The 21,232-nt window shown below is 53.6% G+C and carries 16 protein-coding genes, 1 pseudogene and 1 riboswitch; of the genes and pseudogenes, 6 read left to right on the top strand and 11 right to left on the bottom strand.

What is annotated here, in order from left to right; genetic code table 11:
* Positions 1-112 precede the first annotated feature (112 nt).
* Entirely contained in the window at positions 113-880 is a 768-nt protein-coding gene (locus V8247_RS05945; RefSeq protein WP_338736927.1) for a type III pantothenate kinase, read from the bottom strand.
* Positions 864-2,507: an NAD(P)H-hydrate dehydratase gene (locus V8247_RS05940; RefSeq protein ID WP_338736926.1), complete on the bottom strand. Its 1,644-nt coding sequence runs from the start codon at positions 2,505-2,507 to the stop codon at positions 864-866. The genes V8247_RS05945 and V8247_RS05940 overlap by 17 nt, the downstream gene beginning before the upstream one ends.
* Before the next feature lie 127 nt (positions 2,508-2,634).
* Between V8247_RS05940 and V8247_RS05935 the strand changes: the two genes are divergently transcribed.
* Positions 2,635-3,210 carry a DNA-3-methyladenine glycosylase I gene (locus tag V8247_RS05935; protein ID WP_338736925.1) on the top strand — a complete coding sequence of 192 codons (576 nt, stop codon included), beginning with the start codon at positions 2,635-2,637 and terminating at the stop codon, positions 3,208-3,210.
* A gap of 9 nt (positions 3,211-3,219) precedes the next feature.
* Here the strand turns inward: V8247_RS05935 and thiE are convergent, their stop codons facing one another.
* From thiE to V8247_RS05920, 3 genes are all read right to left on the bottom strand, one after another.
* On the bottom strand, positions 3,220-3,855 hold the full coding sequence (gene thiE / locus V8247_RS05930) for a thiamine phosphate synthase (protein ID WP_338736924.1): 636 nt from the start codon (positions 3,853-3,855) through the stop codon (positions 3,220-3,222).
* Positions 3,855-4,916, bottom strand: a complete 1,062-nt coding sequence (locus V8247_RS05925) for an AIR synthase family protein (RefSeq protein WP_338736923.1) — start codon at positions 4,914-4,916, stop codon at positions 3,855-3,857. Before V8247_RS05925 ends, thiE begins: the two co-directional genes overlap by 1 nt.
* Positions 4,917-5,007: 91 nt before the next feature.
* Positions 5,008-5,112: riboswitch (TPP riboswitch) on the bottom strand.
* Between the two features lie 79 nt (positions 5,113-5,191).
* Positions 5,192-6,325: a hypothetical protein gene (locus tag V8247_RS05920; protein ID WP_338736922.1), complete on the bottom strand. Its 1,134-nt coding sequence runs from the start codon at positions 6,323-6,325 to the stop codon at positions 5,192-5,194.
* Positions 6,326-6,553: 228 nt separating this feature from the next.
* Between V8247_RS05920 and V8247_RS05915 the strand changes: the two genes are divergently transcribed.
* Both V8247_RS05915 and V8247_RS05910 read left to right on the top strand, forming a co-directional pair.
* Positions 6,554-6,793: a YtxH domain-containing protein gene (locus V8247_RS05915; protein ID WP_338736921.1), complete on the top strand. Its 240-nt coding sequence runs from the start codon at positions 6,554-6,556 to the stop codon at positions 6,791-6,793.
* A 37-nt stretch (positions 6,794-6,830) separates the two neighbouring features.
* Positions 6,831-7,085, top strand: coding sequence for a YtxH domain-containing protein (locus tag V8247_RS05910; protein WP_338736920.1), 255 nt, complete (start codon positions 6,831-6,833; stop codon positions 7,083-7,085).
* A 10-nt stretch (positions 7,086-7,095) separates the two neighbouring features.
* Here V8247_RS05910 and V8247_RS05905 read toward each other — a convergent pair whose 3' ends face one another.
* The gene (locus V8247_RS05905) at positions 7,096-7,836 is read right to left on the bottom strand and encodes an NAD(P)H-hydrate epimerase (protein WP_338736919.1); all 741 of its coding nucleotides are present in this window, start codon (positions 7,834-7,836) and stop codon (positions 7,096-7,098) included.
* 86 nt (positions 7,837-7,922) lie between these two features.
* Here V8247_RS05905 and V8247_RS05900 point away from each other — a divergent pair, with 86 nt between their 5' ends.
* Positions 7,923-8,315, top strand: coding sequence for a nitrous oxide-stimulated promoter family protein (locus V8247_RS05900; RefSeq protein WP_338736918.1), 393 nt, complete (start codon positions 7,923-7,925; stop codon positions 8,313-8,315).
* On the opposite strand, the gene V8247_RS05895 is transcribed toward V8247_RS05900, so the two are convergent.
* The 5 genes and pseudogenes from V8247_RS05895 to V8247_RS05875 all read right to left on the bottom strand — a co-directional run bounded on the left by V8247_RS05895 (position 8,312) and on the right by V8247_RS05875 (position 11,643).
* Positions 8,312-8,683, bottom strand: a complete 372-nt coding sequence (locus V8247_RS05895; protein ID WP_338739332.1) for a PDZ domain-containing protein — start codon at positions 8,681-8,683, stop codon at positions 8,312-8,314. The genes V8247_RS05900 and V8247_RS05895 overlap by 4 nt on opposite strands.
* Positions 8,657-8,785: pseudogene (locus V8247_RS05890) on the bottom strand (glutaredoxin family protein); the annotation flags it as partial. The pseudogene V8247_RS05890 and the gene V8247_RS05895, both read right to left, overlap by 27 nt.
* Before the next feature lie 117 nt (positions 8,786-8,902).
* Positions 8,903-10,282 carry a 4Fe-4S binding protein gene (locus V8247_RS05885; protein WP_338736917.1) on the bottom strand — a complete coding sequence of 460 codons (1,380 nt, stop codon included), beginning with the start codon at positions 10,280-10,282 and terminating at the stop codon, positions 8,903-8,905.
* Positions 10,283-10,376: 94 nt separating this feature from the next.
* Positions 10,377-10,673, bottom strand: a complete 297-nt coding sequence (locus V8247_RS05880) for a TfoX/Sxy family protein (protein ID WP_338736916.1) — start codon at positions 10,671-10,673, stop codon at positions 10,377-10,379.
* Entirely contained in the window at positions 10,663-11,643 is a 981-nt protein-coding gene (locus tag V8247_RS05875; protein WP_338736915.1) for a TerC family protein, read from the bottom strand. The genes V8247_RS05880 and V8247_RS05875 overlap by 11 nt, the downstream gene beginning before the upstream one ends.
* 333 nt (positions 11,644-11,976) lie before the next feature.
* Between V8247_RS05875 and V8247_RS05870 the strand changes: the two genes are divergently transcribed.
* Both V8247_RS05870 and V8247_RS05865 read left to right on the top strand, forming a co-directional pair.
* Positions 11,977-12,384 carry a hypothetical protein gene (locus V8247_RS05870; protein WP_338736914.1) on the top strand — a complete coding sequence of 136 codons (408 nt, stop codon included), beginning with the start codon at positions 11,977-11,979 and terminating at the stop codon, positions 12,382-12,384.
* Positions 12,385-12,399: 15 nt separating this feature from the next.
* A complete protein-coding gene (locus V8247_RS05865) occupies positions 12,400-21,225 on the top strand; it encodes a YDG domain-containing protein (RefSeq protein ID WP_338736913.1) in 8,826 nt (2,941 codons plus the stop codon).
* Positions 21,226-21,232: the final 7 nt, after the last annotated feature.

The raw sequence follows: 21,232 nt of genomic DNA, 5'->3' as shown, positions 1-21,232 counted from the left end.
AAATTCTAATTCCCAAATGCCAAATCCCAAATAGGAACCGAGTTTGCCACAGCCGCTTCGGCGGCTTCGCAATAACACATGGCAGTCTGATATTAATGTTCGGTTCATCATGTCATGCCCGGTTCATATAGTATATCAGGCGCAGGCCGTAGAGCGTCAGATCATGGTTTATCGTATTAAAAATCCGGGTTTCGGCGGCCAAAAGGTCGGCATGACCGCCGGTGGCAATAACCGTAGCCTGGGAAGGAAGCTCCGCCTGGATCCGCCCGATAACAGCCTCTACCAGACCGACGTAGCCGAAAATCAGACCGGACTGCATGGCTTTGACGGTGGAGGTGCCGATAGCTTTTTCCGGCCGGTGCAGCTCAATACGGGGCAGCATGGAAGCGCGGGAGGTCAGAGCTTCAGCAGCCGTATTCAGACCGGGCGCGATGGCACCCCCGATATATTCGCCGTCGGCGGAAACGGTATCAAAGGTGGTAGCCGTCCCCAGGTCAACAACGATACACGCCGTTTTGTAAAGTTGATAGGCGGCAGCGGCGTTGACGATGCGGTCAGCCCCGACTTCCCGCGGATTGTCCATACGAATCTTAACGCCGGTTTTAGTTCCAGCGCCGACAATCAGCGGCTCGGCCTTAAAGTAACGGCGGCTCAATTCCTCAAAGGTATCGGTCAGCGGCGGCACCACGGAACACAGAGCGACCTTGTTGATGGATTCGGCTTTGATACCGTTTATGTCAAGCAATTGCAGCAGAAGAGCCGCATATTCATCCGGCATCCGGTTAATTACCGTGGCCACGCGCAGGCTGAGCGCCAGCCGGTCCGCGTCATAAACACCGATGGAAATATTGGTATTGCCGATGTCAATTACCAGCAGCATGAAAATTCTCCTTAAGGGCTTTGATGGTCCGGGGGATGAGCAGCAACAGGTCAGACGCGACCATCCCGGCTTCGCCGAGATCAGCCCGCACCGATTCCCCTGCCGCAGCGTGAAGATAGACGCCGGCCCGGGCGGCGTCGAATGCAGTCAGCCCTTGAGCCAGCAGACCGCCGATGACCCCGGCCAGGACATCTCCGGTGCCGGCAGTAGCCAGACCCGGATTCGCGAACGGGGAAACGGCTACCCGGCCGTCCGGCGCAGCGACGACGGTATGCGCACCTTTAAGCACCACAATCTGCTGCCACAGTTCAGCGTAGCGACAGGCGGTGCCGACACGGTCGGCCTGAATCAGTTCCACCGCCAGCCCGGTCAGCCGGGACATCTCCCGCGGGTGCGGCGTCAGGACACAATGAGGCTGGAGTTCCTGCCACCAGTCCGGTGTCACCGCCAAAATATTCAGGGCGTCGGCGTCAAGCACCACTTCAGGCAACCGGGCGCTGCCGGGCCGGAGATCCGGCGACATTGGGTGATCCAGTCCGGACAGGATACCGTTAAAAAAAAGCGAGGTCACCGGGTCTTTACCTAAACCGGGACCGATTACCAGCGCGGCGATTTCGCCCAGGCGCTCAGTAATCAGCTCCACCGCCTCCGGCGCCGGTTCCCCGGCGGCTGTTTCCGGCAGGAGGAGATGCGTAACTTCAGTCAGTTTAGCTGCGAAAACCGGGTGTAAGCCACAGCGCTGGGCCAGTGTGACCAGCCCGGCACCACTGCGGTACGCTGACTGACAGGCCAGAACGGGGGCGCCGCAAAACTCCGGCGGCCCGGCTACGACCAGCACCTTGCCGAAGGCGCCTTTATTGGCGTCGGCAGGACGCCAGGGCAGTAAAGCGGCAACCAATTCATCGGTGAGGAGTTCAACGGCAAGGTCTTCATCCAAACCGGCCGGAATCCCGATATCGGCAACACTAACCGAACCGGTGTAATCCGCCCCGGGAAACAGAAACAAACCCTGCTTGGGATTAGCGAGAGTAATGGTTAAATCAGCTTTGAGGGTCACCGGGTCAACCGCACCGGTATCGGCATTGAGGCCGGACGGCAGGTCTACGGCTACAATCGTCAGCTCAGGACGCCGGCACTTTTCCCGGGCGACCGCAGTCAGGACCGCCGCGGGACTGCCGTCAATCGGGCGTAGCATGCCGGTTCCAAACACCGCATCAACGACGAAATCCGTTTCGGTCAGTGCCTGAGTCAGCCGCTCCAGCCCGATATCCAGACTTATACTGATGGGCGTTAACCCGGCGGCCAGCGCTTCACGATAGACGATGTCATCGGCTGCCCGCTGCCCGGTGATAAATACCGACACCAGCGCTCCGGCTTTCTTAAGATGGCGCGCCGCAACGAGACCGTCCCCGCCGTTATTGCCCGGCCCCACCAGCACGATTATGCTTTTATCGGTGGTGAGGGGAAAAACGCGCGTAATATCTTCGGCGACCGCCCGGCCGGCCCGGCGCATCAACTCCAGCAACGAAATGCCGGATTCAACAGCGCGCCGTTCCAGAACTCTCATTTCTGCGGCAGTAACCAGCTTCATGTATTGAAGTGTAGCAGTGGTATATGCGGCGGTCAACAGATTTCCACCTGAATATCAAGATATCACAGAATAAATTAACCATGGATTTGCTAAGGACACCCTCGGACAGCATAATACTGAGGCACACTGGTTCCACAAATTATTAAATAAGGTCAGGCTGCTTATGAAACGTTGTCCCTGGGCTATAACCGGCGGGGAGTTAATGATTCAATATCATGACACTGAATGGGGCGTTCCGGTGCATGATGACCGGAAACATTTTGAGTTTCTGGTGTTAGAGGCCTTTCAAGCCGGGCTGAGCTGGCTGACAGTGCTGAAAAAACGAGGGAACTTTGCGGCGGCTTTCGCCGACTTTGACCCGGCAGTCATCGCTGAATTTGATGATAAGGCGATAGAGAAATTGTTGAATGACGCCGGCATAATCCGTAACCGTCTTAAAATTACCGCCACGATCAACAACGCGCGCCGTTTTCTGGAAGTACAGCAAGAATACGGCAGTTTTGACCGCTATTTGTGGGGTTTTGTGGCTAACCAGCCAATGGTCGGCGGCCGGCAAACGATGGAGCAACTGCCTGCCCGCACGGAACTATCGGATCAGGTCAGTGCCAACCTGAAACAACGCGGTTTCAAGTTTGTCGGCTCAACCATCGTGTATGCCCATCTGCAGGCAGTGGGTATTGTCAACGACCATCTGGTTGACTGCTTCAGGTTCCCCAAATTGGCACATCAGCCGCAATAATAACACCTGTCAGCATCCGGCGATGACGGCGCGGATGTCAACGACCTTCTGCCGGATATCTTCAGCCCCCACCAATTCGGAAACCATGGCCAGATAACGGACACCGCGGCGGGTAAGGGCCGTCACCTGTTCCAGTTTAATGCCGCCGATAGCGACAATGGGACGATCTGAATTAGCCAGGGCATAATCCAGCAATGCCAGGCCGCCGGGTGAAGCGGCATCCGGCTTGGTGCCGGTGGCAAAGACGGGGCCGACGCCGAGGTAATCAATGCCGGGAATATTTTTTGCCCGGTCAATCTCATACTGCGTAGTTACCGAGTAACCCAGCAGCATCTTGTCGCCGATCAGGCGCCGGGCTTCCTCCGGACGAGTGTCCGACTGACCCAGGTGCAAGCCGTCAGCTTGCACCGCCCGTGCCAAATCAACATCATCGTTGATGATGAAACAGGCGCCGTGGGCGGCACAGAGCCGTTTGACGGCGGTACATTCCTCAAGCCGGCGTTGAACGGCAAAGTTTTTCTCCCGATACTGAATGATTTTAACCCCGGCCTCCAGCAGCAACCGGGCAGTCTCCACATTGCCGCGTCCGCGGGAATACTCATCGGACAGGACGGCATAAATATCAGTATCTGGCAAGGTACGCATCAGACATCGCCCTGCGCCGCGGCATCATAGAAGGCCCTCCAGAAGGGGTCTACGATGGGGTGGACCAGTTGTTTTTCCTGCCCCTGTTCCACCAGCACCATACCCTTGTCCGCCGGGGTCAGTTCACCAACTACCGAGGCGGCGATGCCTTTGCCGGCCAGCGCGGCCACGATCTCGCCGGCTTTGCAGGCGCGGCAGGTGATAATCAGGCTACCCTCACTGATAGCGGCATAAGGGTCAATGCCGAATAAACGACAAATTTCCGGCACGCCCTCGGCAACCACAATCCGATCCTTATCAATCCGCGCGCCCAGTCCAGCCGCCTGGGCAACTTCATACAAACCGCCCCAGATACCGCACTCAGTAGCATCGTGCATGGAGGTAACACCGTTATCCCGAACGCCGACAGCGACAGCGGTCATGGCGTCTTCCACCACCGACATCTGATAGAAGATGTCTTCAGCCCGGCGGGCTAACTCCTGCCCGAACTCAGCGGCTATCCGACCAGGGAACAAGGCGGCGAAGATGCCGCAGGCTTCTATGGCCGGGCCTTTGGTGATAATAACGGCATCGCCGGCTTTGGCAAACCTGGGGGAAACATATTCATCCAACCCGCCGACGCCGATCATGGTGGCCCCGCCGACCATAGGGTAATTACAGCCTTCATAGCGGGCGGTATGGCCGGTGATGATGTTGATGTCCATCTTAAGACATTCCCGGTGCATCACCTCCCACATGAGTTCAAGCTCAGCCTTGGACATCTCCATCGGCAGATTCAGATCAATAGACAGGTATTTGGGCTTGAGGCCGCTGGTGGCAGAGTCCGAGGCGATGATATGGATGGCAAACCAGGCCGCCCGCTCCCAGCCATACTGCGGCACGATGAAAACCGGGTCGGTGGTAAAGGATACCGCCTGCCCGCCAATCTCGGCGATGCCGACGTCAACGCCGTGCTGCGGCCCCACCAGCACAGTGTCGCTTTGTGCTCCCAGACGGGGGAAAATAATCTCCCGAAAGATATCCGGGGAAATTTTACCGATTTCAGGCATGTCTGCGCTCATAATGTCTCCTTCTGCATCAGATTACCGGAGGCCTGGCACCGGGGGAGGCAGGGGAGCTTCAAAAAAGAAAACCAGAAGAAAAGGTCTTCCGGTCTGAGTGCTGCTACTTCCCTACGCTCGCATTACCGAGACCAGGTTCCAAGGGTCGTCCGGCCAGACCGGAACTCTCAGCTTTTCAGCTCCCCCAGTAACGATATTAAATTGTGCCCCCATGATAACAGTAAAGCCCCGGCCAGGGCAACCGCTGCCGGCAATAATTACGACTCCGGCGGCGTTTAGTACCGCAGTAACGCGGCGATTTCCGCTGCCTCCGGCTGTTCTTCGGTTTTCAGGATATATATATCACCGCCGGTCATGAGCGTTTGCCTTACGGCGTATTCCACCAGATCCACACTGCCGGCGGCCGAAGCTGGGGTAGTCTCTATTTGTCTTTCGCCCAGGTCAATGCTCCCCCAGGCCTCCAGCCCTTCCTTCAGGAAAAGGGCGGTCACCCGGCCGTCGGCGGCGGCAAACAACACCGGTTCCAGCCCGTTAACCGACCGTTCCGGCCGGGCTTCCTCCAGATACTGGGTCAGCACCTGCCGGCGCCGCCGTTCAAAATGACGGCTGACGATTTGCCAAGCTTCATTCCGCAGATGCTCCGGCGTCATCCGGTCGGGATTACCCTCAATCCCTTCCGGTAAAATGTTGGCATAGGCACATTCCGCGCGAAACATAGCCCGAATGTTTTCTACGCCCGCCACCACCAGGGGTGCCCGCTGGGCGGCCAATACTTTTTCCAGTTCCCGGCTTAGTTTCTGTAAAAAGTGCGTGATATGAACTTTATTGAAATCTTCCGGGTCGGCCTGGCCGTGAAACACGGCGGGGCCGGAGCCGGTGGTGTGATATTGCAGGGGTTTTTCTGAGTCATCATGCTGGTTAGCCCCAGCCAGGCTCCGCGACTCTTCCGAAAGGATGATTTCCCGGCCGGCCAGCCAGCGGACCCGGAACAAGGCAGCATTGTTCAAGCTCAAAGACAGCAGATAGTAAATGCCGTCATCGGCCAGAAGCGGCAACAGCGGCCTGATGTAGTATTCATCCGCCACGACTACGGTCGCCGGCACCGTAAAAGGCAGATTGTAATAGCCAAAGGATGAAGGAGTCACCAGACAAACCAAGCCTTCTTCCTGGTATTGCCAGAACAAGGCCTCCGACAACAGTTCATGGGCGGGGGCCAGCATTTTCCGGGCCACGGGAGCCCTGACGCCGGTTTCTGTCAGACGTTGCTCGGCCTCCGCCAGCAGGTGCCGGAATGCAATGGCATCCGCCCCGGTGTCGCCGGTGCGGTGGGTCGGCAGATAGATTGAGACCGCCGGACTTGCCGGTTTTTTCAACAGTTCCAACAAATCTTCCCGATGCAGCAGTTCCATATCCAACCTCCTGAAACCAAACGTTGTCTCTACCATCATATCGCAAAAAACGGTGAAGTAAAATACCGCGGGAATGAGGCGCCTGAGTATGCAAAAGCCGTGAATTGCGTAGTTTTACGGATTCACAAGAAGGTAAATTGGATTTATAATGTACGGTAAAGGCAGAACTAACTCAGACGCCTCAAATGCGTTTTATAAAGTGAAAATAATTGCGACGGAGGAACGTAAATGTCCAATAATAATTCAGGTGGTTTACTATCGGGTCTGTTGACCGGCATTGCCATCGGCGTCAGTCTGGGGTTAATGTACGCGCCGCGCCCCGGCCGCGAAATCAGAGAAGACCTTAAACACCGGGTGCTGGAGTTGCGCGACCGCGCCGAAGAATTCAGTGATGATCTGGTGGACCGTTTTGAAGAGGTTAATTGTGAGGTGAAGAGCCACCTTAAAAAGGCCGCGGTATCGGCCTGAATACCAACAACCAAATCACAGGAAAGGAGGCTTTGAAATGAGCAACGATTCAATGGGAGGCATTGTACTGGGGCTCCTGGCTGGAGCTGCTATCGGAGTGGGGATTGGCATGTTGTATGCACCTCAACCCGGCAGGCGAACTCGCCGGAATCTGCAGAAACAGGCTCACGAATTCAGAAACCGGGCTGAACACTTCGGCGAACAGGTCAAAGAACGCGCCGAAGAGGCCGGTGAGACCGTTAAAAAGAGTGCCGAAAAATACCGGCACGATATGCTGGCCAAGCTGGACTGAACGCCAAGGGTTAAACTTGGGGTGTTTCCGTCAAGGGAATCAGATAACGGTGATTAAAGGGACTGGTGTAATTAGCCAGCCCCGCTCTGCCGTAGACCGACGGAGGAATACCCAGGTCACCCAGCCACAAATTACCGGTTTTCTCCGGCGTGAGTCCGGTCTTCGGCCAGGCCAGCGTCAGCGTATAGTCCGCCCGGACATATGCCCCCGGGGAACCGCCGTTGTCGGCATCCACGCCGGAAGGAATGTCCAACGAGATTTTCCTGGCCGGTAAGGCATTAGCCCATTCAATGAGTTCTTTCGCCCGGCCGGAGGGGGCGCCTTTGAGGCTGTAGCCGATGACCGCATCCAGAATAATATCTGCTTTCCCGGCTTCCGGGTCACCCGGAGCAACCTCTTGGCCTCCGGCGGCGACCAGCAGTTTTAGTTGCCAGGCCGTAACCCCCGACAGCGCGTGCGCATCAGTCAGGCAGTAGCTGACCGGTATGCCACGGTTGGCCAGGTGACGGCCGGCGCACAGCCCGCCGCCCCCATTGCCGCCGGTGCCGGCGAGGACAAGAATCCGAGACTGAGGCCACTCACCGCTCAGGATTTTCAGGGTTAGTTCCGCCAGATTACGCCCGGCATTTTCCATCATCTGGAACAGGTTAGGACCGGTTTCCTCAACGGCAAGCCGGTCAATCTCCCGCATGACGGCGACACTGATAGGTTCCAATTCATATCCGGTATCGGTGATAAAGCGCCGCAGCATAATATTGAGTTCTCCGTTGATTAATAGCGTATTTTAACACACTGCTGTTATTGTCCGTCCGGAAACACTTCCAGTATAATCAAAAGGTGAGCGCCGGAAAATTAAAGCAATACACAGTCAATGCCGAGGGACTTTTCAAGGAACGTCCCCGCCTGAGGCGGGAAACGATTACCATCCTGGTGATGATAGATATGTATTGCCGGAGCCATCATCAGCAACCCGACAATTGTCTTGAATGTCGGGAACTGGGGGAGTACGCGGTAAAGAGACTGGATAAGTGCCCATTCGGTGAAGGCAAAACCGTCTGCGCCTTATGCCCGGTACATTGTTACAAGCCGGAATTGCGCCAGCGGGTGAGAGAAGTAATGAGGTACGCCGGGCCGCGGATGACCCTGCGCCACCCGTTGATGGCGCTGACGCATATTATTGACCGGCGGCGGAAAAAGCCGCTGGATTTTTTACGGCCGGATTCACCCTAGAGCCGCCCCTCCGCCTGACGAGGCTGACCGTCCCGGATGAAAGTGATGCGCACTCTGGCGCCTTGTTGCAGACCACTGAGGGCGCTGTTCAGGTCGGCGGCACTTTTAATTTTGGCAGCGTCTATGCCGGTGATAATGTCGCCAGGTTTCAAACCGGCCTCCGCCGCCGGTTGTCCGGAGCGCACGGCTCCGACATAAGCCCCCTGCTCCACCTTCATGCCGTGAGCTGAGGTATATTTGGCGGCATCCGCCACCGAGGCCCCGAATCGGGGGGCGGCGGCTTTAGACTGGGCGATATAATATTCCAATTGACGGCGATCAAAACCCACAATCAAATGGCCGTCAATGTCGGTAACCGGTACCGCCATCTGTCCGGTGCGGCGCATCAGGTCCTGAGCAGCGGCCTGGTCACGCGAAACATCAACCTCGGTAAAGGGAATACCCTGCTGTGAAAGGAACCCTTTCACGGTGTGGCAGTGCGGTCAGGTCTGGGTGGTGTAAACAGTTACTTTCATGTCAATACATCCTCTAAAATCAGTATAACGTGAAAGTAATCTTAAACAAAATATTCCCGGTCATTTTTGTGTCTAGCCGGACTCTGAAGCGGCAGCCTCCACCTTCAAAGCCAACTCAGGAACGGCCCCCGCGGGAGCCCTGGCAACCTCACCGCAAGACCGGCGTGGAACCTCATAGTCCATACTGTCACGCGGGCATCGGGAGATACATTCGCCGCAGCGGGCGCATTCATTCTGGGCGATAACCGGCAACGCCGTGCCGGGTGAGATGGCCTTATAATCACAAAACGTCCGGGCGCATGCACCGCAATTTTTGCATTCAGCCTTAAAACTGAGTTCACGCCGGGCAAACCGGCCGATGACCGACAGAACGGCGCCCATGGGGCAGAGGAAACGACACCACGGGGTGAAGATGAAGATTGACGCCGCGATCAACACAACCAGCAAGGTCGTCGGCACCGGAGCAATCTGTGCATTAAAAAGTGACTTAAACGGGTCTATTTCGGCAAAGGCGGTGGTGCCGGTATATAAGGCGGCAACGATAATCCCGGCCAGCACGACAAAACGCAGATGCCGGAGTTTAGCACCCAGTCCTTCCGGTAATTTATAGCTCAAGTCCCGTCGGTAAAGAAACTGCTGCACCGCCCCCATGGGGCAGATCCAGCCGCAAAAAATCCGGCCTAAAAATAAGGTGGACACAACAGGTATAGCCAGAATAATAAAATGAGCCAGATATTCTTTAGCGTCACCTAAGTGAAGAACGACGTTCTGTAAAGCGCCGATGGTACAGGGGCACAGGCCCAGAAAGAATCCCAGATAGACCATGGAAAACGCCAGTGAAATGAAACGCCAGCGGCGCTTACGCATTAAAAGGGCGGCGTAGGCAAAGGCGGTTAATCCCAGATAAGCCCAAATAAACGGTTGGCTTAACGCCCTCTTAAAAGCCTCCGGCCATGTTAGTTCTGCTGTTGACGACATATCAGTGCTGGTAGTGATGATTCCGGTATCGGATGACCCGTCACCCGAAATCGGCAAGGCTACAACCGGACTGTCCGCCTCACCACCGGCCCCGGCATTAAGGGTTATGGAGGCGTAACCGCCCTCTTTGATACAGTCCCTGACAATCTCCAGTTTGGCCGGTCCGGCAGCCAGTATCTGAACAGTCAGTACCGTCGTGTATACTTCGCGTCCGGCAGCGACCCATGGTGTTTGACTCACCAGGGCTAAATTATTTGAAGTCTTGAATTGAGTATCTTCCATCGGTACCGGACAATTACGGTGAGTCAGCTCAACAGTTACATTGAGCTTGATGGTCTCTCCAACCGCACCTCCGGTCTTGTCCGGCTTAATGGCAATTTCACAGGCCAGAAGTGGAGTGGCGGCGAATATAACCGCGGCCGTGGTCAGAACCAGGGACAATAGAATCCGGCGAAATGGGGCAAATGTATTCATTAGCCCATAATAGCGACTGATGGTAGAGACAATATGTGGAAATTATGGATTTTTTGTGGATTTCTGCTGCCGACAACAGGCATAGCGAGAAAAATTAAAGTTGATTCAGTTCAATAGAACGGCGAGCCCACTGCCTGAGCTGGTCATCATCTTCAAAAACATCCGCCGGTACCTGGTAATAAGGCATCAGTTTGAAACGCGGGCAATCACGACTGGTATATTCCGCGAGGTTGGTCTGCCCGGCCTTAAGATAGAGCACGTCCCCGGAAATAAGACCGAACATCCGGCTGTCACGGAACACTCCGAAACCGCCGAACATACTCTTACCGGTCACCGCACCGAGCGGCGTGAGTTTATCCAGCACCAGATCCAGATACTGTTTACCGGTCATCTTTCTCAAAGTCATCCATAAACCCGGTTTCACAAAACGGTGATTCCGGCGGCAGTTCCGGCTGAGGCGGCCGTTTCAGCGAGGCGATGACAGAAATGCCCAGCACGATGGCAATTACCAGCAGGGACAGAAGCGTCGGCATGTGGTAAATGCCGGAAATCAACATCTTGAAGCCCAGGAAAACCAGAATGGTAGCCAGACCGTAGTGCAGGTAGTAAAGCCGGTCGGCAAAACCTTCCAGGGCAAAATAAATACTGCGCAGGCCCATGATGGCGAACATGTTGGAGGTGTAGACGATGAACGGGTCAGTGGTGATGGACAGCACCGCCGGAATGGAATCTACGGCGAAGATGATGTCGGTGGTTTCCACCGCCACCAGCACCGCCAGAAGCGGCGTAGCCAGCCTTCGGCCGTTTTCAACCGTAAAGAACTTACCGCCGTCATACTGATGACTCATCGGCAGGAAGCGGCGCAGGAGTTTAAGTACCGGGTTGGCTTCCGGATGCGGGTCTTCTTCTTTTTTCATCCCCATCTTAATACCGGTGAACACCAGGAAAGCGCCGAAGACATAGATTATCCAATGAAAACTGTTGATCAGCGCAATACCGCCGAAGATAAAGGCAGCCCGCATAAGAATAGCACCGATGATACCCCAGAACAGCACCCGGTGACGATATTCCCGGGGCACACAAAAATAGGTGAACAGCATCAGGAAGACGAAGAGATTGTCCACCGACAACGCCTCTTCCACCACATAGGCGCTGAAATAATTCAAAGCGTGATGGGAACCGGCAAAAACCCAGAGGCCCAGACCAAATATGACAGCCAGGCTGATCCACAGCCCGACCCAGCCGACAGCTTCCTTCAGCTTGATAACATGAGCATGGCGGTGGAAAACAAAAAGGTCCAGCGCCAGCATGGTAATCAAGAAGGCATTGAAAAGAATCCAGGGCCAGATACCGATGTCCATGAAGTGTCCTTCCGTTACAAAGAAACTCAGGGGAACAATAACAGCGGGTTATCAATACTGAAGCAAAAGTATAGCCCAGAGGGCGGGGGTTGTAAAATCACGGAAGAGCTAACAACCAGAGTTGTATTTCATTTCTAATATCAACATTCAAACGAAAAGTATTGCCATACCCCATAAACAGGAGTACAATGAACCGGTTTTATGTGGCTTTGGTAAGTATTATCCAATAATTACATATGGTCATTATTGGATAATACGGTTTAAATATAGTTACAAATAACGACGGGAGACAGGAACGTTATTAAAGTCATTACCACGATTATCGCGATTGTGATGCTGACAACAGTGTCTTGCATTCAGAATAACGACGATATACTGGAAATTAAAAGCAGTGAGACACTTCTCCAGGAAATCAATCTGCGACTGGAACAACTAGAAAAACCTTCCGAAGACCGCTATAAAACTATGAGCGAATTAGGTTTAAACTTGGATGATCTCAGTATTCAAAGAGTGTTTATCTACCTTAATGATCTACCGACCCTCACGCAGCAACAAGAACTGGAGTCACTAGGAATTACTTTGTATCTTAATTCATGGATACCACCGGTAGGAGTTCACCCTGCCGGTTTTTTGATCGCGAAAGTACCTGTTGAAAACATAGATGAACTGGCGGCGAAAGATTACGTAATCAAACTGGATTCAGCGGAACGGGAATCAGAGCCGCATAGTAAACCAGGATAATTTAGGAGGCCACGGATGAAATTCAAAGCGATAGCGGTTATGGGCTTGATATTGTTGATAGCTCAGGTTTTTTTTAGCAGTGGATATACCCCCGCTTTCGGTGCCGACTCTAATCCTGGAGCAGCCGCTAGTAAAATCAGCGGCCTGCTTTCCATGCAGGTGAATGCCAAACAACAGATAACAAGTATGGGAGGAATGGCCGCCGCACAGTCAGATGCTGAAGCCGCCGGTCTGCTCCGGATATTGGAAGCTACGGGCATGCCCAATCCCAGTATCCACAACCAAAAGATTTTCCTTTACTTCAACGAAATGCCGGGGCCCGGACAACTGGCGGAACTGACAAGTATGGGAGTCATCGTCAATGCGGACTCCTGGGTTCCACCCGTCGGAGTCCATCCGAACGGTTTTTTGACCGCTGATGCCCCGGTGGACAAAATCACCGAACTGGCCGAAAAAAACTACGTAGCCAAGATGGATACCGCCGAGCGGGCTAATGAAGCTCATAACGATCTGGGTACTCAGGCCGCAAATGTCCTGAATTTACGGAATACATACGGTCTTGATGGTTCGGGAGTCACCATCGCCGTTCTGGATTCCGGGATTGACCTGACGCACCCGGACTTTGCCGGTGCTGTAACCGCCTCCATGGACTATTCAGCATACCCGACATTGGATGATATCGTAGCCAACACGGTCAACGGTCACGGCACCCATGTTGCCGGTAGTGTTTTAGGCAGAGGCACCGCTTCCAGCGGCGTTTATGCCGGTTCGGCGCCTGGAGCGGATATGGTATTTCTGAAGGTAGGGAGTGATGCAACCAGTGGTGCAACTTCGGCGGCAATCGTCAATGCGATCATTGCCGCAGTAGATATCTATAATGCCGACATAATTACCATGAGTTATGGTGGATGGAGCGACCATCATGACGGCACTGATGCTCAAAGTCAGGCGGTTGATTATGCCGTCAGCCAAGGTGCGGTGGTGTTCATCTCAGCGGGGAATGATGCAAACGATGGATTTCATTATTCGGGAACTGTGGCCGGAAATAGCGAGTCCAGTTTTATTGAGATAAATGTCCCAAGTGGGAGTACTGATTTATATTACAACATGGTGTGGTTCGACGGTCTGGGCACTAACAATGACCTGGAACTCCGGTATTACAATTCCAGCCACACATTGTTGGCTTCAACTGACTTATCACAAACGGAAAGTACGAGAGGTACCGAAAGTGAACGATCATGGGCTGACCTTCTAGTAGGAGCGGGAACTTATTACTTAAAAGTCATCAACAATTCATCTACCTCCCAGTTCTTTCACTTGTATTTTATTTATTACGGTTATGGAACAGCCACATTCTCCAGCCCCGACCCGGCATATACTCTGGGTTCTCCCGCTGAAGCGGATGGAGCCATAGCGGTCGGAGCTTATACGACAAGAGTAACCTGGTGGGATTACACTAATACGCCTTATTCATACACTTCTGGAGAGACCATCAATCAAATTGCGACTTTTAGTAGCCAGGGTCCCAGAGTAGATACCGGGGCACCTCTGAAACCGGATATTGTGGCTCCTGGAACAGCGATCATTTCGACACGTGATAGTGACGTACTAAATTCACCGGACCCAGCATGGATTTCCAACAATAGCCCTAACGAAAATAATTCAACTAAAAACAATGGAAACAGTGGCACCGCCGACTATTATGTAATGGGGGGAACCTCCATGGCGACCCCGATTGCCGCTGGCGCGGCGGCGCTGATACTCCAGGCCAATCCGGACTGGACACCAGCGCAAGTCAGGGCATATCTTGAATCAAACGCCGTTGACATGGGAACCGCCGGTGATGACTCTATATACGGTAACGGAAGAATCTTTCTGCCGAATTCGCTGGCTGAGCCTGAAATCAATGTAAAAGGTAACGAGGTTGGTATCGCCGATGGCGACACAACACCTTCCTCAGCCGACCATACCGACTTCGGAAGCATTGCCGTTACCGGCGGAACGGTAGTCCGCACTTTTACCGTAGAAAATACCGGATTTGCGGACCTCACCCTGAGTGGCACACCCAAAGTGGCTGTAAGCGGAACACACAGTTCTGACTTTACAGTCACCGTCCAGCCCGATTCACCGGTCAGCTCCGGGAATACTACGACCTTCCAGATAACCTTTGACCCTAGTGCCGGCGGCGTTCGCACCGCGACCATCAGCATTGCCAACAATGACAGCAACGAAAACCCCTATAATTTCAATATTCAGGGAACCGGGGCGGCCTCCAATGTTACGGTCACATACCCTGACGGCGGGGAAACATGGAATATCGGTTCCGAATACACCATTGCCTGGACTACTACCGGAATACTCGGTAATGTCCATATTGAGTTATCCCGAAACAATGGCACCGATTGGGAAGACATTGTGGCCAATACAGCCAATGATGGCACCCACGCCTGGACCGTGTCCGGTGATGTGACCTCTCAGGCGCTGATACGAGTGAGCGCGATAGCCGATTTAACAGTCAACGATACGTCAGATGCCGTTTTCAACATCGGCGGCATCCCCGCCGTAACTGATGACCCGGATGACCAGACCGTAATTTACGGCAATGATGCCGTGTTCTCCGCCGCCGCCAATGGTGATCCCTCTCCCACCATCCAGTGGCAGGTCAGCACCGACTCCGGTAGTAGCTGGTCCGATATCTCCGGCGAAACCACATCTTCCCTGACCGTAACCAAACCTCCCGTCAGCCTCAGCGGCAATCAATACCGCGCTGTTTTCACTAATACATCCGGTACCGACACCTCCGCCGCAGCTACCCTGACCGTCAACCCGAAAACCCTGACCGTTGACGGCATCACCGCCGATGATAAAACATACGACGGGGATGCTGACACCACTCTAACCACTTCAGGCTATTCATTTACCGGCGTGGAAAGCGGTGATACCGTCACCCTTGATACCGCCGGTTATTCCGCCGCCTTTGATAATAAAAACGTCGGCTCCGACAAGCCGGTTACTGTTTCCGGCCTGGCTCTGAGCGGCAGTGAAGCCGCAAATTACACTCTGACCCAACCCTCAGGTCTTACCGCCACTATTACCGTCCGTGACCTGACAGTCACTGCCGTCGCCGATAACAAAACCTACGATGGCACTGATACCGCTTCTGTTGCCCTGTCTTCCGATAAACTCTCGGGGGACACCATCACCATTTCTTCTACCAGTGCTACCTTTAACGACAAAAACGTCGGGACCGGTAAAACCGTCACCGTTTCCGGTATCTCTATCTCCGGTACCGACTCCACGAATTACTCCCTCACCTCTACCTCAGTTACCGATTCGGCCAATATTACCGCCCGTGACTTGACGGTTACCGCCGTCGCCGATGATAAGATATACGATGGCGACAATATCGCATCCGTTACTCTGTCTTCCGATAAAGTTGTTGGTGATACTCTCACACTGGATTCCGCTAGTGCTACCTTTGACGACAAAAACGTCGGGACCGGTAAAACCGTCACCGTTTCCAGTATCTCTATCTCCGGTACCGACTCCACGAATTACTCCCTCACCTATACCTCAGCTACCGATTCCGCCGATATTACCGCCCTGGCAATCACAGTAACTGCTGTTACCGACTCCAAGGTCTATGACGGCGATAATACCTCAGACGGTACGCCCACCATCACCTCCGGCTCCCTGGCTTCCAGTGATTCTGCCGTCTGGTCTCAAACCTTTGATAATGAAAACGTCGGTACCGGCAAGACACTCACTCCTTCCGGCTCTGTTTCCGATGGCAATAACGGCGATAACTACGCCGTCACCTTCGTCAACGATACTTCCGGTGAGATTACCGCCCTGGCAATTACAGTAACCGCCGTCGCCGATAACAAAACCTACGATGGCACTGATACCGCTTCTGTTGCCCTGTCTTCCGATAAACTCTCGGGGGACACCATCACCATTTCTTCTACCAGTGCTACCTTTAACGACAAAAACGTCGGGACCGGTAAAACCGTCACCGTTTCCGGTATCTCTATCTCCGGTACCGACTCCACGAATTACTCCCTCACCTCTACCTCAGTTACCGATTCGGCCAATATTACCGCCCGTGACTTGACGGTTACCGCCGTCGCCGATGATAAGATATACGATGGCGACAATATCGCATCCGTTACTCTGTCTTCCGATAAAGTTGTTGGTGATACTCTCACATTAGATTCCACCAGCGCTACCTTTGACAATAAAAACGTCGGAACCGGTAAAACCGTCACCATTTCCGGTATCTCTATCTCCGGTACCGACTCCACGAATTACTCCCTCACCTCTACCTCAGCTACCGATTCGGCCAATATTACCGCCAAAACATCATCTGTGACACCTAACAATAAAAGCAAAATAGTCGGTGCCGCTGACCCGGTACTGACGGGAATTCTCAACGGTTTCATCGTAACTGATAATATTACTGCCGTTTATTCCCGCGAAAATGGAGAGACTTCCGGTGATTATGTAATCAGTGCGGTTTTAAGCCCAGCCGGGGCTTTGGGTAATTACAGTATTACTTACAATACCGGCATCTTTACTATTCTGGATGATCCGGCACCCGCCGTAACTGATGACCCGGATGACCAGACCGTAATTTACGGCAATGATGCCGTGTTCTCCGCCGCCGCCAATGGTGATCCCTCTCCCACCATCCAGTGGCAGGTCAGCACCGACTCCGGTAGTAGCTGGTCCGATATCTCCGGCGAAACCACATCTTCCCTGACCGTAACCAAACCTCCCGTCAGCCTCAGCGGCAATCAATACCGCGCTGTTTTCACTAATACATCCGGTACCGACACCTCCGCCGCAGCTACCCTGACCGTCAACCCGAAAACCCTGACCGTTGACGGCATCACCGCCGATGATAAAACATACGACGGGGATGCTGACACCACTCTAACCACTTCAGGCTATTCATTTACCGGCGTGGAAAGCGGTGATACCGTCACCCTTGATACCGCCGGTTATTCCGCCGCCTTTGATAATAAAAACGTCGGCTCCGACAAGCCGGTTACTGTTTCCGGCCTGGCTCTGAGCGGCAGTGAAGCCGCAAATTACACTCTGACCCAACCCTCAGGTCTTACCGCTGATATCATTGCCCTGGCAATTACGGTAACCGCCGTTACCGACTCCAAGGTCTATGACGGCGATAATACCTCTGACGGTACGCCCACCATCACCTCCGGCTCCATAATCTCCGGTGATTCCGAGGCCTGGTCTCAAACCTTTGATACTAAAAACGTCGGTACCGGCAAAACACTCACTCCTTCCGGCTCTGTCTCCGATGGCAATAACGGCGATAACTACGCCGTGACACTCACACCTGTCACCACTGGTGAGATTACCACCCTGGCCATAACCGTCACTGCCGTTACCGACTCCAAGGTCTATGACGGCGACAATACTTCAGACGGCACACCCACCATCACCTCCGGCTCCCTGGCCTCCGGTGATTCAGCACTCTGGTCTCAAACCTTTGATAATGAAAACGTCGGTACCGGCAAAACACTCACTCCTTCCGGCTCTGTCTCCGATGGCAATAACGGCGATAACTACGCCGTGACACTCACACCTGTCACCACTGGTGAGATTACCACCCTGGCCATAACCGTCACTGCCGTTACCGACTCCAAGGTCTATGACGGCGACAATACTTCAGACGGCACACCCACCATCACCTCCGGCTCCCTGGCCTCCGGTGATTCAGCACTCTGGTCTCAAACCTTTGATAATGAAAACGTCGGTACCGGCAAAACACTCACTCCTTCCGGCTCTGTCTCCGATGGCAATAACGGCGATAACTACGCCGTGACACTCACACCTGTCACCACTGGTGAGATTACCACCCTGGCCATAACCGTCACTGCCGTTACCGACTCCAAGGTCTATGACGGCGACAATACTTCAGACGGCACACCCACCATCACCTCCGGCTCCCTGGCCTCCGGTGATTCAGCACTCTGGTCTCAAACCTTTGATAATGAAAACGTCGGTACCGGCAAAACACTCACTCCTTCCGGCTCTGTCTCCGATGGCAATAACGGCGATAACTACGCCGTGACACTCACACCTGTCACCACTGGTGAGATTACCACCCTGGCCATAACCGTCACTGCCGTTACCGACTCCAAGGTCTATGACGGCGACAATACTTCAGACGGCACACCCACCATCACCTCCGGCTCCCTGGCCTCCGGTGATTCAGCACTCTGGTCTCAAACCTTTGATAATGAAAACGTCGGTACCGGCAAAACACTCACTCCTTCCGGCTCTGTTTCCGATGGCAATAACGGCGATAACTACGCCGTCACCTTCACACCGGTCTCCACCGGCGAGATCACCACCCGGACAATTACAGTAACTGCTGTTACCGACTCCAAGGTCTATGACGGCGATAATACCTCAGACGGTACGCCCACCATCACCTCCGGCTCCCTGGCTTCCAGTGATTCTGCCGTCTGGTCTCAAACCTTTGATAATGAAAACGTCGGTACCGGCAAAACACTCACTCCTTCCGGCTCTGTTTCCGATGGCAATAACGGCGATAACTACGCCGTCACCTTCGTCAACGATACTTCCGGTGAGATTACCGCCCTAGCAATTACAGTAACCGCCGTCGCCGATAACAAAACCTACGATGGCACTGATACCGCTTCTGTTGCCCTGTCTTCCGATAAACTCTCGGGGGATACCATCACCATTTCTTCTACCAGTGCTACCTTTAACGACAAAAACGTCGGGACCGGTAAAACCGTCACCGTTTCCGGTATCTCTATCTCCGGTACCAACTCCACGAATTACTCCCTCACCTCTACCTCAGCTACCGATTCCGCCGATATTACCGCCCTGGCAATCACAGTAACTGCTGTTACCGACTCCAAGGTCTATGACGGCGATAATACCTCAGACGGTACGCCCACCATCACCTCCGGCTCCCTGGCTTCCAGTGATTCTGCCGTCTGGTCTCAAACCTTTGATAATGAAAACGTCGGTACCGGCAAAACACTCACTCCTTCCGGCTCTGTTTCCGATGGCAATAACGGCGATAACTACGCCGTCACCTTCGTCAACGATACTTCCGGTGAGATTACCGCCCTAGCAATTACGGTAACCGCCGTTACCGACTCCAAGGTCTATGACGGTACCACTTCTTCCGATGAGACACCGTCTATTTCCCCGGGACTGGCTTCCGGTGATACCTCCGGTTTTATTCAATCTTTTGATACAGCCGATGCCGGAACTGGTAAAACCATTACTCCTTCCGGCTCTGTGTCCGACGGCAATAACGGCGATAACTACACTGTTACCTTCACACCTGTCGCCACTGGTGAGATTGAAAAGGCAACTGCAACAGTAGTGATTAACGACCTGACGCAAGACTATGATGGAACCGAAAAGTCAGTAACAGTAACTACCGACCCGAGCGACCTTACGGTTACAGTCACATACGACGGCAATTCAACACTACCGATTGATGTTGACAGCTATGATGTTTCGGCAGTAATAAATGAAACCAACTACCATGGAAGTGCCAACGCCACATTGACTATCAACAAAGGCACACCGGCTATCGTCTGGTCAGACCCACTGGATATTATTCTCGGAACGGCATTGGATGAGACACAACTAAACGCAGAGGCGGTTATTACCGATACAGATACCCCGGTAGCCGGTTCCTTCGTCTATGACCCTGCTACAGGGACTGTTTTGCCAGTCGGCACACATACATTAACGGTTGTATTTACTCCAGCCGACACCGCTAACTTCAACAGCACTAGTGCTGAGGTAACTCTGGAAGTGAATAAAATCCCAACCACAGTAGAGTTGGTGTCTAGTCAAACGGCTATTATCAGAGGGGATTCAGTAACGCTGACCGCTACAGTTGCCTCCGTATCAGGCACTCCTACTGGCACGGTAACCTTCAGGGATAATACAGCTATAATTGGCGCACCAGTAGACATAGTCGACGGTGTTGCAATTCTTACCACGACTGAGTTGGCCAGTGGCAACAGGTCCATAACCGCTGAGTATTCCGGCGACGCAACCTACGCTATTAGCAACTCGGATTCATTGGATATTAACGTAACTAATCCGCCATCCACTGGCGGTCCACTGGGTGTCCAAATGAATGGGTCAGGTTTCACAGGCACCTATCCGGTCATCAATGGCAACGGGTATGTAATCACCGGAGGAACTTTAACAACGAATGACGGAAACCTGACTATCCATATTGCACCCGGTACTTATATATTGAATGCCTCTGGAAATGCCCTGTTCTCTCTATTCGCCAGCCAACCGACGTCTCTGCCCGATGCCCCTTCCGACAGTGCGCTGATACTAGGGTTTGAACTGGGCCCCAACGGAGCGACCTTCAGTCCGGCAATCACCTTCACAATAAATTATGCCGGCGAAACTATTCCACAAGGAATTGATGAAAATAAGTTACATATTGCGTGGTGGAATGGTAGTGATTGGGTCAAACTGGAAGGCACTCTCAACACCCAAGACCAGACGATAACGGTGGAAATAAATCACTTCACGGTATTTGCATTAATCGGGGAACCACAACAACCGCCAGCAACCAGCGAACCGCCACCGACCAGCGAGCCCCCGCCGACAACGAGCGCACCCCCGCCGTCATCAAGTGACCCACCACCAACGACGGAGGGTACGCCATTGGACGAATCCATCGGTCCCAGCCCAAATCCGGATGAGCCCAACTGGCTCCAAATCATCGTTGGTATTGGTATCGGACTGGCCTTGTTGTTAGCAATCGTTATAATTACCAAGAGACGCAAATAAACAAACA

This window comes from Dehalogenimonas sp. W (assembly GCF_037094495.1).
GTDB classification, from domain to species: domain Bacteria; phylum Chloroflexota; class Dehalococcoidia; order Dehalococcoidales; family Dehalococcoidaceae; genus Dehalogenimonas; species Dehalogenimonas loeffleri.
Note: the sequence above shows the minus strand (reverse complement) of the source record. Positions and strands in the feature narration are given on the sequence as shown.

Coding starts and splice junctions, on each gene's coding strand:
- V8247_RS05875 (WP_338736915.1), bottom strand. CDS start 11,643: ATGGACATCGGTATCTGGCCCTGGATTCTTTTCAATGCCTTCTTGATT.
- V8247_RS05895 (WP_338739332.1), bottom strand. CDS start 8,683: ATGGCGGTACCGGTTACCGACATTGACGGCCATTTGATTGTGGGTTTT.
- V8247_RS05945 (WP_338736927.1), bottom strand. CDS start 880: ATGCTGCTGGTAATTGACATCGGCAATACCAATATTTCCATCGGTGTT.
- V8247_RS05870 (WP_338736914.1), top strand. CDS start 11,977: ATGCTGACAACAGTGTCTTGCATTCAGAATAACGACGATATACTGGAA.
- V8247_RS05880 (WP_338736916.1), bottom strand. CDS start 10,673: ATGACCGGTAAACAGTATCTGGATCTGGTGCTGGATAAACTCACGCCG.
- thiE (WP_338736924.1), bottom strand. CDS start 3,855: ATGCGTACCTTGCCAGATACTGATATTTATGCCGTCCTGTCCGATGAG.
- V8247_RS05905 (WP_338736919.1), bottom strand. CDS start 7,836: ATGCTGCGGCGCTTTATCACCGATACCGGATATGAATTGGAACCTATC.
- V8247_RS05920 (WP_338736922.1), bottom strand. CDS start 6,325: ATGGAACTGCTGCATCGGGAAGATTTGTTGGAACTGTTGAAAAAACCG.
- V8247_RS05910 (WP_338736920.1), top strand. CDS start 6,831: ATGAGCAACGATTCAATGGGAGGCATTGTACTGGGGCTCCTGGCTGGA.
- V8247_RS05915 (WP_338736921.1), top strand. CDS start 6,554: ATGTCCAATAATAATTCAGGTGGTTTACTATCGGGTCTGTTGACCGGC.
- V8247_RS05865 (WP_338736913.1), top strand. CDS start 12,400: ATGAAATTCAAAGCGATAGCGGTTATGGGCTTGATATTGTTGATAGCT.
- V8247_RS05935 (WP_338736925.1), top strand. CDS start 2,635: ATGAAACGTTGTCCCTGGGCTATAACCGGCGGGGAGTTAATGATTCAA.
- V8247_RS05885 (WP_338736917.1), bottom strand. CDS start 10,282: ATGAATACATTTGCCCCATTTCGCCGGATTCTATTGTCCCTGGTTCTG.
- V8247_RS05925 (WP_338736923.1), bottom strand. CDS start 4,916: ATGAGCGCAGACATGCCTGAAATCGGTAAAATTTCCCCGGATATCTTT.